Source organism: Methanosarcina sp. 2.H.T.1A.6, from assembly GCF_000979455.1.
Taxonomy (GTDB): Archaea; Halobacteriota; Methanosarcinia; order Methanosarcinales; family Methanosarcinaceae; genus Methanosarcina.
The window spans coordinates 170311-184385 of record NZ_JJOY01000006.1 but is presented as its reverse complement, the minus strand read 5'-3'; the positions used below and the strand labels follow the sequence as shown (position 1 = coordinate 184385).

The window sequence follows — 14075 nt, the reverse complement described above, 5'->3', positions numbered from 1 at the left end:
TCCTATCGTTTACCGATTTTCCGTTGCTCCTAATCGGTGATCTGGTCAACCAGGGCTTGTTAGACAAGCCCCTGAGTCTTTAGCTCAGGGGTAGTTGACAATTACTCTGAATCTAAAGATGGAAAAGCCCCTGATAAAATTCAGATCAGGGTTTCCCTTCAAGCCCGGAAGTAGTCTATTGCTTCCAGAGGCTTCTCAAACGTCCAGCCGAAAAGTTCGGCGTAAAACTTCTTTGCCCGCTAAGGGTCATCTGCCGGGACATCAAAATGAACGATTGTTGGCATTTAATTCCCCCCTCAATACTGGACGTTGAAGAATTTAGGTTTTTGGATTCTGGGTTCTGGTGTTGCAAGACACTGTTTTCAGGACCTCGGCTCTGGAATAAATCTTACTGGCATGTTTCCGGGGAGTCCTGATACACTCTTTTGAAAAATAGAGGTCGAGACCTAAAATCAATAAGAAATGGAGTTTAATCTATCGGTGAGGTTTCATCTTACCAGAGCTTTTTTTAGAAGGGATTTAGAGTGAATTACTAAAAGGGGTTTGAATGGATATTTCTGTGAATATTATACCTGTGCCTCTGAAAATGACTTCTGCGTTCATTATCAGAGACGAAGGGACCATCCTGGTTGATTCCGGATATCCGGGGAGTGAAGACACCATACTTGAAAAACTGCATGAGATCGGTGGCTCACCCGAAGATATACGGCTCATAGTCCTCACGCATGGGCATGCTGACCACGCAGGAAGTGCTGCTGCCCTCAGAGAGAAAACAGGTGCAAAGGTTGCCGTGCACCGCCTGGATGCCAACAAAGTCCGGAAAGGGATACAGGGAAAACTGCATCCAACCGGTTTTGCGGGGAGAATTCTGGGACTCTTTTTCGGTCGGAAGAAAGCCTCCATGTACCAGGCTCTTGAACCTGATATTCTTATCAACGACTCTCTGGAACTCGAGGAGTATGGTGTCCGGGGAAAAATAATCCATACTCCGGGCCATTCCTCGGGTTGCGTTTCCGTCCTTCTTAAAAGCGGGGATGCAGTCGTAGGAGATTTGATCTTTCCTTCCATCCCTTCCGAAAAACCATCACTTCCTTTCTGGGCAGATGATCCGGCTGAGGCCAGAAGAAGCATCAAAAAACTGATTGATAGTGCACCCGGGAAGATTTATATTGCTCACGGAAAACCATTTAGTTCTGCGGAAGTAAAAGAGAAGTTTTTCGAGCCTTTTTTGAAGGCTCAAAACCGTAAAAACTCAGATGTAGAATAAAACTACAAGAAAAGCTGCATAAAATGCCATCATTACTGCACCTTCCCACCTTTTTATTTCCCAGCCTGTGCTGATAAACACCAGAAGGATCAGGCTTATGACTATCATGACAGGGGTCGTAAAGAAGAGGCTTATTTCTGCAACAGCTATGGGGTACAGAAGCCCGGAAAGCCCGAGGATCAAGAATACGTTTGTGATGTTAGAACCTATGATGTTACCAAGGGCTATGCTTCCGTAACCCTTCCTTGCTGCAGATACCGTTACTACAAGTTCCGGGAGGGAAGTCCCTACAGCGACCAGAGTCGTGCCTATGATAGTGTCCGGAACCCCTAAGAGTTCCGCAAAGAAGATAGACTCTTCCACAAAATACTTTGCCCCGATTACGATTGCTGCACAGCTTAACACGAGGGTAAAGATATCTTTTCCAAAGCCTCCTTCTATCCGGCTATTTCCATTTCCATTTCCATTTCCATTTCCTGAGTCTGAGTTCTTGTTATGGTTTGTACCATTGATCTTTTGCATTGCACTGTTTATATACTTGAATTTGACAAAATACTTCAGAAACTCTTTGAAATAGGGTTTCCCTCCGTATATTTCTCCTTCCTCAAACAGGAAAAATACATAAGCGATATACAACAGTACAAAGATACCTGATTCGATTATTGACAATTCTCCATTGAGGGCAAAAACAAAGAAGAGCACCGCTGAAAAGAGCATGATATAGCCGTCTCTTTTGAGCATCTCAACTTCGGTTTTCATAGGAGAAAGAAATGCAGCAATTCCTACAATCAGGCCTATGTTAACAATGTTTGAGCCTACAACGTTTCCGATAACAATACCGCTCGCCTGCTGGATAGAAGCGACTATGGAAGAAGCAAGTTCCGGGATTGATGTCCCTATTGCCACCAGAGTCAGCCCTATCACAAATTCCGAAACGCCAAGCTTTTTTGCAATCGTCGAGGCTGCCTTTACAAAGTAGTCTGAACCCTTGACCAGAAAGACAAGGCCAAGTAAAAGAACGAGAAAATTTGTTGTGATCATAAAATCACGTCTAATCTGTTTTTCTTCTGTTTGATCATTATCGATTCTGACTTAAATCTGAATAACTCTTATTAAAGGCTTTCAGTAAAAAGAGAAATTAAGAGGCAGCTATTCAGGCAGCCTTTTGAAGGCTATACAATAAGATTACACAAAGATCGAACACAAGTCCGGCAGGGGTTGGGAAGGCAGCGCCGATACTTTAAGGCAGCTAACCGCGGGAAGCCGGTATGCGTAATCAGAAGCCACGGGCAAATAATTAAAGCCGAAAGGGCTAATTTAATACCAGGGGATTGGACAAATGGTTTCACAAACCGAAGAAAAGAAACCTTCAATAAAAGTCATAAAAAACGGTCCGTATCTTGTCAGGCATCTGAAGAACTTCAGGAATTCAAAAGGTGTATTCATTGAAACAAAGCCGGTAATGGCCCTTTGCAGATGCGGAAAGTCAGAGAATAAACCCTTTTGCGATGGGGCTCATTCAAAGATAGGGTTTTCGGGAGAAAAGAAAGAAGACCGTACGCCTGATAAAGTAAAAGATTACAAAGGCAAGAAGATCACCATTCACTACAACAGAGGAGTCTGCGTCCATGCTGAATCTTGCGTTAAAAGCGCTTTTTCCGTTTTCAGGAAAGATAAAAGACCCTGGATCGATCCGGACGCTGCGGACCCTGAGGAAATTGAGAAAATAATCCGGAGCTGCCCATCCGGAGCACTGAGTTATTCCAGAGAAGGGGTTCTTTACAGGGATTACCCCCACCCTCCTGAAATTATTGTTTGCAAGGACAGTTTCTACAAAGTTGTTGGGTATATCGAATTGGAAGACCCTGACGGCTCGGTCCCGGAATCAAAAGAGCACTACACTCTCTGCCGCTGCGGAGATTCAAAGAACAAGCCGTTTTGTGACGGGACGCACTTGCAGACCAAATTCAAAGACGAAAAGAACTGAGCATGCAGAAGGCAGATAAATTTAGAGGGGAAAAAACGCCTGAAAAGCCGAATCCTCCCCTTCTTTTTGAAAGTCTTCCCGGGGAAGCGGGAAAGGTTCATCGGAAGCAGCCACATATTATGTGGTTAATAAATAAAAATAAAAATAAAAATAAATTGGCATAGAAAGAGTAAAATTTACCTCCCAGAATCTAAAACCCGAAAAATCAGTTCTGGCTCGAAACATCAAACCAGACAGGGGTTTTGTCTTCAGGGTCACAGTTATAGTTTATGGTGATTTCCTCATTTTTCCGGATCTCTTTTATACAGACGTATTTCAAAAGGCCGTTGTCGAAGTCTTTCTGGTATTTTGCATTTGGGGTATAAGAGTGGTTGTAAAGAGACCCATAGCCCAGAGCAATCGCTGCTGCTCTTGAATCGGTTCCCCAGGCGAAGTAGTAGTTAAAAAGCTGGGTAAGCTCAAGAGTATCCACTTCTTCCGGAGGAAGAACGATAACGGGACAGGTTTCTATGACTTCATCTTTTTTAAGATTTCTCTGTGCAAATACGCCTCTACCTTTTCCAGGCGCGTCTTTAACACTTATCAATGACATTTGATCAGGCTCCTGTATTTATTATAAAATTGCCTGTTAACTATTGCATTATTTTGAGAAGGCAATGAATTTAAAAGTTTCCGTCCGAAAGATTCTCCGGAAGACTCCGAAGAAATTACGGCCCATTTTATTCATGAAACTTTATCCCGGTGTGGTTCAGCAAGCTGTAAGCCCAGACTTTGATAAAATCTGTTATAATAAAGGCAGTCAACGCATATCCCCATACAAAAAGGGCAAGTTTCCAGCCCATTGCAGGAAGCAAGAACCCATACACGGTAATGAGCGTGGCAATTATTTGTGTAACTACTATCGCTGTGAATAAGGGTTTTGCCGGTTTTACAGACCAGAAATGGCCTTTTGTCCTTGCCACAAACATTGTTAAGTGACCTGCTACAGAAAGCTTCAGATATATGAAAGACTGGAGGACTTCAGGAGTCAGCTGAAAAGTATGCAGGCCTATGTAAAGGATTCCAAATGAACTAATAACTCCAACAATTCCAAGTATGGTAGCCATACTCATCAAAGTCCGCATGTCCCACTTTTCCGGCAGATCGGAGTATTTGACGTTATCATAAGCAATAGTCATTATTGGGGCATCATTTAGAAGCGCCAGCAAAACTATCATCAGGGAAGTAACGGGGTAGAACTTAAATACGAGGATTGAAAGTGTTATGAAAAGCAACACTCGAATTGTTTCAGTAATACGATACAGAGCATAGTTGTTCATCCGCTGGAATATCTTACGGCTCTCTTTGATCGCATTGATAATGGTGGAAAGTCCGGGCTTTGTCAGCACAATGTCAGCAGCGGACTTGGCTGCGTCCGTAGCCCCAGCAACAGCAATACCTGCATCAGCCTTTTTCAGGGCTGGCGCATCATTGACTCCGTCTCCCGTCATGCCTATGATGTGACCTCTGTGCTGCAGTAATTCCACTATATGGTACTTATGCTCAGGGAAAACCTGGGCAAAACCATCTGAATTTTCGACTATTTCCTCTGCTTTCCTGTCAGGCACATCCAGAAATGACGTTGCAAGCATGATGTCCGACTTTAAGTTTACCTGCCTGGAAATCTCCTTTGCAATAGCAATATGATCTCCGGTAATCATTTTTACATTCACGCCCATCGACTGTGCAGTCCTGATGGTTTCTGCGGAATCTTCACGGGGAGGGTCGTAGAGAGCAATGAGCCCTGCAAAATGCCAGCTCCCATGAGCATCTGTTCTGCCAACCCCCAGTGCCCGGTACCCTCTGGAAGCAAATTCGTTAATGTATTCGTCAACCTGGGACCCGGGTGTAACTTTACTGTCCATGGTAACTTTACTGTTCAGGAGAGCCGAAATTGCCTGAGTTGCTCCCTTTGTTACCAGGAATCTGTTGCCAGCAGGGTCCTCTATTGTAGCCTCTGTCCTTTTTGAAACAGGGTCAAATGGTTTGAATGAAAGTATCCTGTACCTTTTGGCCAGCCCGGAAAAACCCTGCATGGTTTTTGCTCCGGCAAGAATTGCATCATCAATCGGGTCCCGGTCCTCTCCCCTTGAAGCCAGGCTGGCAAAAAGAAGCACATCATTTTCGGAAAAATCCTTGAAAGGGTTTATTTCAGTCAGAACAAGCTCGTTTTTAGTAATGGTTCCTGTCTTATCCGAACACAGGATGTCCATTCCGGCCATTTCCTCGACAGCAGCAAGTTTACTGACGATCGCTCCATCTCTGGCCAGGGTAATTGCGCCTACTGCCATGCTTACCGATAGAACTGCAGGCAGAGCTGCCGGGATTGCTGCTACAAGCAGGACAAGCGCAAACTGGAAAAATTCAAGCATGCTTTCGTGGCGGAAGAGCACCACAAGAAAAGTAAAGGCTACAAGCGCAAGGGCAAAAACAATAAGGTAATCCCCGATTTTGATGACAGCCTTCTGGAAGTGGCTCCGGGTTTTGGCTTCTTCTACCAGCCTTGCAGTTTTGCCAAAGAAGGTGTTCATGCCGGTTGCAACTACCAGTGCATCCATTTCCCCCTGCCGGATAACGGAACCTGAGTATGCAACATCGGGCACATGTTTTTCTACAGGGAGAGATTCTCCGGTTAATGCGGATTCATCTACCAGCAGGTAATCTCCGTCTATGAGTTTGACATCAGCAGGGAAAATATCCCCCAGCCGGAGGCGAATTACATCTCCGGGAACTATTTCACTGGCGGATACTTCAAGCCATTTGTTGTCACGGCGTACCCTTGCTTTCAAGGCCAGTTTCTGCTTCAATAATTCAATAGCATTATCGGCTTTGTGCTCCTGCCAGAAGCCCACCGTTACATTCAGCAGCAGCAGCGCAAGAATAATTGCAAAATCTTCCCACCGATGCAGGACTGCCGAAAGGACTGCTGCAACCTCGATCATCCAGGGAATAGGGCCCCAAAAATAGCCTAACAACTTGACAATAACACTGGTTTTCTTTTCCGTAATTTCATTGGGCCCATATTTTTGAAGCCGTTCTTTTGCCTCCGAATCAGTGAGCCCTCTTTCACTTGAAGAAAGTTTTTCCAGGAGTTCAGCTACAGATACTTCTTTTGCTTCATCCGTACTCATGATGTTTTGGTTCATCAAAATGGTCCCCACAAAACACTTTTACCCTCTTTTTCTTATTCGACCCTCTTTTCCCTATAAATCATATTTTCCCAATTAATCAATTATATCATTCTGCTATCTATAGCCTGCCACACAAAAAATTCAAAAAATAATAAAAGTAAGCAGGAGAGCTTGGGCCAGATGAACAGGATTTTCCCAGGAAAGGATTCGACCATCATAAAAAATAAGGTTTTTCAGTGCTGAGTGGGGCAGGGAAGCTCCATGTAGTCTTCACATAATGGGAGGTCCTTACCAGACTGCAGTGTTTTTAACTGTTTCTTTAACTGTCTCTTTTTTTCGAGAAACCTGTAATGCCCGAAACCGATAAGGAATATCGGATAAATGACCTCCCAGGTAAAACCGGAGATCAGAAAGCTCAGGGATACGAGCGAAAGTGCCGAAAAGACCCATTTCCTCCAGCCGACCTCGGTCTTCCAGTAGGCAACTATGATAAAGGCGTAGAGGAAGACAAAGTTCTGGTTTACGAGCAGGATCATGGCTGAAACCGGGATTTTGAAGAAATAACTTCCGATAATCAGGATAATGGACAAAACATATAACCCGACGAGGCCGGACACAGGAATGTCCCTCTTTGAAAGCTTTCCGAAAACTGCCGGGAAAATGCCTGTCCTGCCCCCCGCATAGAGCAGGCGGCTTGCCGTAAAATTCCAGGAACATGCATTTGCTGCAACAACTATCACCATCAGGCACACAAGGAAGTCTCCTCCTGGAGTGAAGAGGACAAGCCCCGAAAGCCCGGCAGCACCCCGAAGAGGGACGCCTGCAGCGCTGGCTCCTGAACTGATAAGGGCAAGAAGAATATAGACGGAGGTCACCAGGGCAAAACTCAGCCAGTAGAGTAGAGGCACGTTTTTCTCAGGTTCCTTAATTTCTCCCAGGGAGAAAGAGAGGTTCTCCCAGCCCAGAAAGGCCCAGAAAAGGAGAGCTGAAACCTTCCAGACATTGCTCAGGTCTATGTTTCCACTACCGTTTACGGCTTCTTTTGCAATCCCCACGCCTGAGCCGAAGAAGTCCAGGTTGAAGCCGATAAGCAGGCCCATAAGCAGGAAAAGCACAGCAAGGGCCATGTAATTGATAAGGGAAATAGCCCTCATTCCGGCAAGGTTTGAGAGGAGCATCAGGGTTACGAGGAGAACTGCAAAAAGGGCGACACCTGCTTCGGAGAGGGTAAAGAGCTGTCCCATATACTCGCTTCCGATAAGCGCAACAGCAGGAAGCCCGAAAAAGAAAGACCCACCTACAAGATATGAGACTGCATACCCACCCCAGGGACCCACAACTTCTTCGGCATAGCCTGCAAGGCCGGAAGTTGAAGGGAATTTCAAGCCAAGGCGGGCGCAGATCTGGATAAGAGGGACTGCGATAAGAGAAATGAGGAACCAGCTAAGGACTGTCTCATGGACACTGCCAGCATCAAGCGCCAGACCAGGTAGTGCCAGGATTCCTGTTCCTATGAGCATGCAGATTGCAAGCCCAAGCCCCCGCCTGAGGGTAATTGTTTTTCCAAGTTCAGTCATTTTTCCCCTTAAGTAGATCAGTAAATATATTTTGGAATATTTATTTATATGTAAGTGGTTTTTCCAGGTTATTTCTCCCCGATCTGCAGAATATTAAATGTCCGAAAATTTACAGCTCCGAAAATTTACATCTCTGAATGAGTCCGAGAAGCTGTTTTTTCCTCTTTATTGTTCTTTTTTGTTTTCCTCACAAACCCATAATACCCAAGTCCCGTAAGGGCAACGGAATAGAGAATCCTCCATGTAAACCCTGAAACCAGAAAGGAGAGAGACAGGAAGGAAAGCCCTGAATAGATCCAGCGCCTCCAGCCGGTTTCGGTTTTCCAGTAGGAGAGCAGGATAAAGCCGTAAAGAAAGAGAAAGTTCTGGTTTGTAAGCATGAGCAGGGAAGAAACCGGGACCTTAAACACATAAGTCCCCAGGAGCACCAGTACGAAAGCCGTATACATACTCAAGATGCTTGCCATAGGCTGTCCGTTTTTCGAAAGTTTTCCCAGGTAAGCCGGAAGCACTTTTTCTTTACCGGATGAGTAGACAAGGCGGCTTGAAGCAAAGTTCCAGCAGGTTACATTAGCTACGATGACTACTGCCATCAGCCAGATGAGCAGATTCCCTGTTGGTGTGAACTTTACGAGTTCCACGAGTCCGGATGCTCCGGAGAGAGAAACTCCGGCTGCATCAGCCCCTATACTTGTGATTGCCAGCATCAGGTAAATGAAGATTACCAGGACAAAACTGAGCCAGAAAACTCTCTGGACATTTTTTTCCGGGTTCTGGAGTTCTCCAATGCCAAAAGACATATTTTCCCAGCCCAGGAAAGCCCAGAAGAGAAGAGCAGAAATTTTCCAGACACTATAAGGGTCAAAAGCTTCAAAATTCATTTCCAGAATAGCGGATAAACCACTTCCAAGAGCCTGTATTGAAAACGCGAGCCCTGAAGAAAAGAAATTGAAGTTATAAAAGGTAAGGGCTGCAATCAGGAAAAGCAATACAGCCACGGCTGCGTAGTTGAAAAAAGAGACAAGTCTGACCCCGGCAACCGTTATAAGGGCCATGGCCGTGATGATGAGAAAAGCCAGCAAATGGGCTCCAAAATCAGGCAGGTCAAAGAGGTGCTGCAGGTATTCGCCGCCAATGAGGGCAACTGCCGGCTCTCCCAGAATAAAGGAGCCGCAGACAAGGGCTGTCACTGCATATCCTCCCCACTCTCCCACCGCTTCGCGGGCATAATGGAAAAGGCCCCCTGAACAGGGGAATTTCTTTCCGAGCCTTGCGCAGATCTGAATAAGAGGCATTGCTGCCAGAATAATCAGGAGCCAGCCGAAAACCACTTCCTGCACTGTCCCTACGTCCGCAACCAGCCCGGGCAGGCCCAGGAGCCCTGAACCTATAACCATAAGAATTGCAAGGACCACACCTCGCCCAAGAGTAACTGTTTTTTCAAGTTCGGTCATGATTTGTATCCTTTCTGTCACGGATAATTCATAGAAGTGAAGGGGAAGAAGCAGAGGATACACTTTAAAACCCTATAATGTTTGCGATTTTCACCTGTGCAAGTCAAATATTATCCCTTTGCAGGTTCATATGCAGCTTACTTCAAAAAAGGTGATAGATCCAGGGCACGAAAAGAATAAACATCTGTATATAATGGAAAGCTTTAAATCGAGAGGAAACAGAGCTTTGTTGAAGAACCCGGTTCCTTAAAAAAATATAACTATTCAGCCTACAAAAATCCTTTGATTGATATCGATTTTGATGAAATCTGCATATCTGATTACTAATTAAATATATTTGTAAAAACGCAATCAATAGCCAAAAATCAACTAAAATCAATTTTCTGAAATTTGCTATATGAATCTTATTAAATATGGCTATTGATGTTGTTTTTTCCAGGCTGAATAGTTACATAAAAATATTTAATTGTCTGGCTTTAATTTTGACCTATTAAATTCTACACAAATGTTGAATTTATTATTTTAGTAGCTTCTTAACAAAACCGAATATACTAAACGATGTCTTATGGTAAACCTTATTGTACACTGCTTTTTTTGGATTCTTTACAATTCCCGTTCCCTTTTTTCCATAAAATGGTACTACAGCCTTTTTTACTTTGCGTTTTAATTTGCCTGTAGTCCTTGCTTTAATAGACTTTTTCAAAGATGGTTTTCTGAAACCGAATTTCATAAACTTCCACACCATTTGATTTTTTTTCAGAAATAAAAATATAACACTAGTGTTGCGTCAGCAGTAAAATGTCGCATATAGTCGATTCCAGCTATTCAGAATCCTTTAATCCTTGAGGATTGACACGACACTAGTATATAACTGGTTTACTTCTTCTTAATCAGAATAAACACTGTCAATAGAATACACAAAGTACTGATACTCCCAGTCCAGGCAAAAATGGTGTTCCACACTTTGCATAGACTTCTCTCATCTGCGATACCTTGAGCATGTGCCATTCAGCTTTGTTTCCATTTACGGCATTAGCATTGGAATCAATGAATCTCATTTGGCATTTCTAGGTAATAGTGAATAGTTACAATTTAGTTTTTGGTTTCATCTTTTTCCAGGCAGATAAGATCTTCACAGTACGGGAGTTCCTTTTTCATCCAGTCGCAGAACTCCCGCCACTCATCAAGCTTGTGGTGGCGGCGCTGGAAGTAGATGTTCCGGAGTTCAGCGTAGTTGGTTATGACTGTCCTTTTCTGCATGTAAGCACTCGGAAGGTCCTGAATAAGTTCCCGAAAGATTGCTTTCCGGTATGCATTGTCCTCTTCACTGTCCCCCTCGCGGGACTTGTAAGCTTTGATAAGGTCATTGAGATGCCGGATCTGGGAGTTCCTGTAGTCCGTCATCGTATCAAAGGAAAAGTCGTGGGGAGCCAGGTCCCTGCTGGTCAGCTTATGCATTGTAGAGGTTGAATTCTTTTCCGTAAATTTGTATGTATCAAACTCTTTCCACCAGTAGAGGGGGGCTGTGAGGTCAAAGCAAACTGTAATGAACCTCAGAAACTTGCCGTGTTCGTTTCCTGCAAGGGTCAGGCGCTTGGCAAGGTTAAGGTCCTTTTCCCCGAGTTTGCAGTTCCCTGCCTGATCAGGCTCACTGCTGTCCATAAGATGCCAGGAATTCATGGGATTCCGCATTCCAAGAACCGCATAATAGATGTTGTATGTGCCGTGTAACTTCATTTCAATCATAAAAGCGCCTCTTAAACCCTGTTGTGGTAAATTAATTCTAAATCCGGTCTGGTAAATAGGTTGTAAACCTGCTTCTGGCTAATAACCTGCTTCTGGTTAATAACCTGCTTCTGGCTAATAAATAATAACTCATTTTAAATATTTGTTGCGCAGCATGCTTACTTTTCACTTTTACAGTTACTCGATTTATTCTTTGAAATATCCAGCAGGGAAACCTGAGAAATTCAGGCTGATTTAAAGGAAGTAAGCATTATTCCGAGGGGAAATTATTTAAGAAAAATAGTTACCCTCTTAACCCATGATTTATCCCTTCAAATACAATCTTTCTGCAAATTCCGGATTTTTCCATTTTACCATCAGTGGCAGATCTTCATATTTTCAGTACGATACCGTTAACTCAAATAAACTCGCAGTTTCATGCAGAGAACAGTCCGAACCATGTTATTAAATCAGGAAAAATCAGGAAATAAATATAAAACACTAAACTGAAAATGACTCCTACAGATCCCCTTTATCTTGGTATCCTCGTTCTCACAGGTGCTTTTACGGGCATTATCTCAGGTCTTCTGGGTGTGGGAGGAGGCTTTATTATGTCTCCTGTCCAGTACTGGCTTTTGCAGGAAACCGGAATGCAGCCAGACCTGGCTATAAGGGCAGCTCTCGGGACAAGCCTCTTCGTGATCTTAATAAACTCCATAATTGTTACCCTAAAATATCATAGAAAGCAAGCAGTGCTCTGGAAACAGGCTACGATTATGGGAGCCTCCGGATTAATTGCCAGTTTCGGGGGAGCAGCGGTAGCTTCTTACCTGCCTGCCTCTACGCTGAGTACAATTTTCGGGGTTGTGATCATACTGGGAGCTCTGAAAACTTATACCACGCCGGCTGTAAAGGAAAAGACTGAAATTAGCTCCAATCTTATATCTTATATTTTTGCCGGTATCTTTATAGGCTTTTTTTCAGGACTTCTTGGAATCGGAGGAGGGGTAATTGGAATTCCAATCATGCTGGTTTTTCTGCATTTTGATATGAGGAAAGCCATTGGAACCTCGGCTGCAATAATGATCTTTACCTCTTTTGGAGGATCGGTCGGATACATCATCAACGGCTGGGGGCAAACAGGGCTTCCTCCTTATTCTCTTGGATATATCAATCTCCTTAACTGGTTTTTACTTGTAGTTCCGGGATTTCTTGCAGCAAGAAAAGGAGCAGAAGTTGCCCATCTGGTAAACCCGGAGTATTTAAAACATCTTTTTGTACTTCTGATGATCTACGTAGGGCTAAAAATGATCGGAGTTATTTGAAAACAGAATAAACAGAACTGCTGATAGGGAATTTCATAAACTGTTAAAATAAAGAACTGTTAAAATAAAGAACTGTTAAAATGAAGAACTGTTAAAATAAAGAACTGTTAAAATAAAGAACTGTTAAAATGAAGAACTGTTAAAATTAAGGACTGTTATAAATAATAATCCGTCCTTTTCAGGCGCTTTCAATAGCTGTTACAGGATCAAGTTTTGCAGCTTTCCTTGCAGGGTAGATACCTGAGATTATATTGATTATGAAAGCAAAAAAAGAGGCATATACAAAATTAAGGGGCTTTACCTCAAGAGGAAGGGTCTGAAGCCCGAAATACATTTCCTGGGGGACTTCGATTTCATAGCTCTGCAGGGCAACAGTCACAATGTAACCAAGAACAGTGCCGAGCACCAGACCTATGGCTCCGAGGACCAATGACTGGAAAAGAAAGACAACCATTATGCTTTTTTGAGAAGCCCCCATCGCTTTCAGAATGCCGATTTCCCTGGTCCTCTGGGCAACGATGGTGATCAGGGTATTTGCAATCCCGAAACCGGCAATCCCGTAGATCAGGAGATAGAAGATATTTACAAAGACCATCTGGGTATCAAGGAGGCTGAGGATTTCGGCATTTGCTTCGCTCCAGCTTACGGCATCAAGCCCGGTTTCTCCCTCAATCGAAGCTGCAATAACCTCGGCCTGGTAAGGATCTACAACCCGGACTCCAATGGTACTCACAACTCCGGGTTCGTTAAAAAAGTCCTGCGCTGAATCCAGCCTTGTGTAGGCTGTTACCTCGTCCGCAGCAGTGCCGGTATGAATCAGACCTATAACCTTAAAAGAAGTTGTTTGCGAGCCCGGAAAAACGGCGTCAACCCTGTCTCCCACATGGACTTCAAGATTTTCCGCAAGCTTATCCCCGAGCAGAATCCCGTACCTTGTGTGAACAAGGGTCATGAGGTCCCCTTCTACAACATCCTCATTCACCCTCATAACATTCTCTTCAGCCACAGGGTCAACTCCCTGAAGAGAAACCCCTTCAGCGTTGTCCCTGTATTCAAGAGCCGCTTGGCCCAGGTATTTAGGGGATACGGCTATAACTCCTTCCTTTTCAGCAATTCGGGCAGATGCATGCCTATAAAGGTGGATGAACTCTTCCTCTTCATCTTGAGGATTGATAACAATATGTGGATTGTTTTCAATACTTGAGGTTACAAGTTCATCCTGAAAACCAGACAGCATTGCCATCATTACCGTGATCACAGCGACTGCCAGAGCAACAGCAAGTATGGCAAAAAGGGTCTGTCTTCTTCTGGATAATACCTGCCTCAAAGCGATTTTTAGCTCATACATCTGGATAAACTCCTGGATCCGACCAGATTATCTGAATTTTCAGGCAGCCTCAAACCTTCAAAGTATCAGGAAAGTTCAATTTGCTCAACATTTCAAAGCTTTGAGATATTTGAACTTCAAGGGATTCTAAATTGTTAGGATTTTCAGATCTTTAGACTTCTGTATTCACTTTTAGAGGGCTGATTATAAATCTGTTTCTGATACCGGAAAAAAGAGACGGAA

At 43.9% G+C, this 14075-nt stretch carries 12 protein-coding genes; 4 read left to right on the top strand and 8 right to left on the bottom strand.

Annotated elements, in window-relative coordinates; all coding sequences use genetic code 11:
* The first annotated feature begins 547 nt into the window (after positions 1–547).
* On the top strand, positions 548–1267 hold the full coding sequence (locus EO98_RS02815) for an MBL fold metallo-hydrolase (protein ID WP_048140573.1): 720 nt from the start codon (positions 548–550) through the stop codon (positions 1265–1267).
* On the opposite strand, the gene EO98_RS02810 is transcribed toward EO98_RS02815, so the two are convergent.
* Positions 1253–2308 (bottom strand): calcium/sodium antiporter, encoded by a 1056-nt coding sequence (locus tag EO98_RS02810; protein WP_048140575.1) that lies wholly within the window; start codon positions 2306–2308, stop codon positions 1253–1255. The two genes, EO98_RS02815 and EO98_RS02810, sit on opposite strands and share 15 nt — an antisense overlap.
* Before the next feature lie 298 nt (positions 2309–2606).
* Here EO98_RS02810 and EO98_RS02805 point away from each other — a divergent pair, with 298 nt between their 5' ends.
* Both EO98_RS02805 and EO98_RS18145 read left to right on the top strand, forming a co-directional pair.
* Complete coding sequence (locus EO98_RS02805) at positions 2607–3254, top strand: CDGSH iron-sulfur domain-containing protein (RefSeq protein ID WP_048140578.1); 648 nt, start codon at positions 2607–2609, stop codon at positions 3252–3254.
* A gap of 2 nt (positions 3255–3256) precedes the next feature.
* A complete protein-coding gene (locus EO98_RS18145; RefSeq protein WP_156160993.1) occupies positions 3257–3418 on the top strand; it encodes a hypothetical protein in 162 nt (53 codons plus the stop codon).
* A gap of 41 nt (positions 3419–3459) precedes the next feature.
* Here the strand turns inward: EO98_RS18145 and EO98_RS02800 are convergent, their stop codons facing one another.
* The 6 genes from EO98_RS02800 to EO98_RS02775 all read right to left on the bottom strand — a co-directional run bounded on the left by EO98_RS02800 (position 3460) and on the right by EO98_RS02775 (position 11201).
* Positions 3460–3846 (bottom strand): SET domain-containing protein, encoded by a 387-nt coding sequence (locus tag EO98_RS02800; RefSeq protein WP_048140582.1) that lies wholly within the window; start codon positions 3844–3846, stop codon positions 3460–3462.
* A 127-nt stretch (positions 3847–3973) separates the two neighbouring features.
* Complete coding sequence (locus EO98_RS02795; protein ID WP_048140584.1) at positions 3974–6439, bottom strand: plasma-membrane proton-efflux P-type ATPase; 2466 nt, start codon at positions 6437–6439, stop codon at positions 3974–3976.
* A gap of 218 nt (positions 6440–6657) precedes the next feature.
* The gene (locus tag EO98_RS02790; RefSeq protein WP_048140586.1) at positions 6658–8001 is read right to left on the bottom strand and encodes an APC family permease; all 1344 of its coding nucleotides are present in this window, start codon (positions 7999–8001) and stop codon (positions 6658–6660) included.
* Positions 8002–8126: 125 nt separating this feature from the next.
* Complete coding sequence (locus EO98_RS02785; RefSeq protein WP_048140679.1) at positions 8127–9455, bottom strand: APC family permease; 1329 nt, start codon at positions 9453–9455, stop codon at positions 8127–8129.
* A 517-nt stretch (positions 9456–9972) separates the two neighbouring features.
* The gene (locus EO98_RS02780; RefSeq protein WP_048140681.1) at positions 9973–10185 is read right to left on the bottom strand and encodes a hypothetical protein; all 213 of its coding nucleotides are present in this window, start codon (positions 10183–10185) and stop codon (positions 9973–9975) included.
* Between the two features lie 362 nt (positions 10186–10547).
* Positions 10548–11201, bottom strand: a complete 654-nt coding sequence (locus EO98_RS02775; RefSeq protein ID WP_048140588.1) for a hypothetical protein — start codon at positions 11199–11201, stop codon at positions 10548–10550.
* A gap of 491 nt (positions 11202–11692) precedes the next feature.
* Between EO98_RS02775 and EO98_RS02770 the strand changes: the two genes are divergently transcribed.
* Positions 11693–12505 (top strand): sulfite exporter TauE/SafE family protein, encoded by an 813-nt coding sequence (locus EO98_RS02770; protein WP_048140590.1) that lies wholly within the window; start codon positions 11693–11695, stop codon positions 12503–12505.
* 178 nt (positions 12506–12683) lie between these two features.
* Here EO98_RS02770 and EO98_RS02765 read toward each other — a convergent pair whose 3' ends face one another.
* Entirely contained in the window at positions 12684–13853 is a 1170-nt protein-coding gene (locus EO98_RS02765) for an ABC transporter permease (RefSeq protein ID WP_048140592.1), read from the bottom strand.
* Between the last annotated feature and the right edge of the window lie 222 nt (positions 13854–14075).

What these genes read in the sequence shown, in the direction of transcription:
- EO98_RS02815 (WP_048140573.1), top strand. Translation starts at nt 548, where the DNA reads ATGGATATTTCTGTGAATATTATACCTGTGCCTCTGAAAATGACTTCT.
- EO98_RS02810 (WP_048140575.1), bottom strand. Translation starts at nt 2,308, where the DNA reads ATGATCACAACAAATTTTCTCGTTCTTTTACTTGGCCTTGTCTTTCTG.
- EO98_RS02805 (WP_048140578.1), top strand. Translation starts at nt 2,607, where the DNA reads ATGGTTTCACAAACCGAAGAAAAGAAACCTTCAATAAAAGTCATAAAA.
- EO98_RS18145 (WP_156160993.1), top strand. Translation starts at nt 3,257, where the DNA reads ATGCAGAAGGCAGATAAATTTAGAGGGGAAAAAACGCCTGAAAAGCCG.
- EO98_RS02800 (WP_048140582.1), bottom strand. Translation starts at nt 3,846, where the DNA reads ATGTCATTGATAAGTGTTAAAGACGCGCCTGGAAAAGGTAGAGGCGTA.
- EO98_RS02795 (WP_048140584.1), bottom strand. Translation starts at nt 6,439, where the DNA reads ATGAACCAAAACATCATGAGTACGGATGAAGCAAAAGAAGTATCTGTA.
- EO98_RS02790 (WP_048140586.1), bottom strand. Translation starts at nt 8,001, where the DNA reads ATGACTGAACTTGGAAAAACAATTACCCTCAGGCGGGGGCTTGGGCTT.
- EO98_RS02785 (WP_048140679.1), bottom strand. Translation starts at nt 9,455, where the DNA reads ATGACCGAACTTGAAAAAACAGTTACTCTTGGGCGAGGTGTGGTCCTT.
- EO98_RS02780 (WP_048140681.1), bottom strand. Translation starts at nt 10,185, where the DNA reads ATGAAATTCGGTTTCAGAAAACCATCTTTGAAAAAGTCTATTAAAGCA.
- EO98_RS02775 (WP_048140588.1), bottom strand. Translation starts at nt 11,201, where the DNA reads ATGATTGAAATGAAGTTACACGGCACATACAACATCTATTATGCGGTT.
- EO98_RS02770 (WP_048140590.1), top strand. Translation starts at nt 11,693, where the DNA reads ATGACTCCTACAGATCCCCTTTATCTTGGTATCCTCGTTCTCACAGGT.
- EO98_RS02765 (WP_048140592.1), bottom strand. Translation starts at nt 13,853, where the DNA reads ATGTATGAGCTAAAAATCGCTTTGAGGCAGGTATTATCCAGAAGAAGA.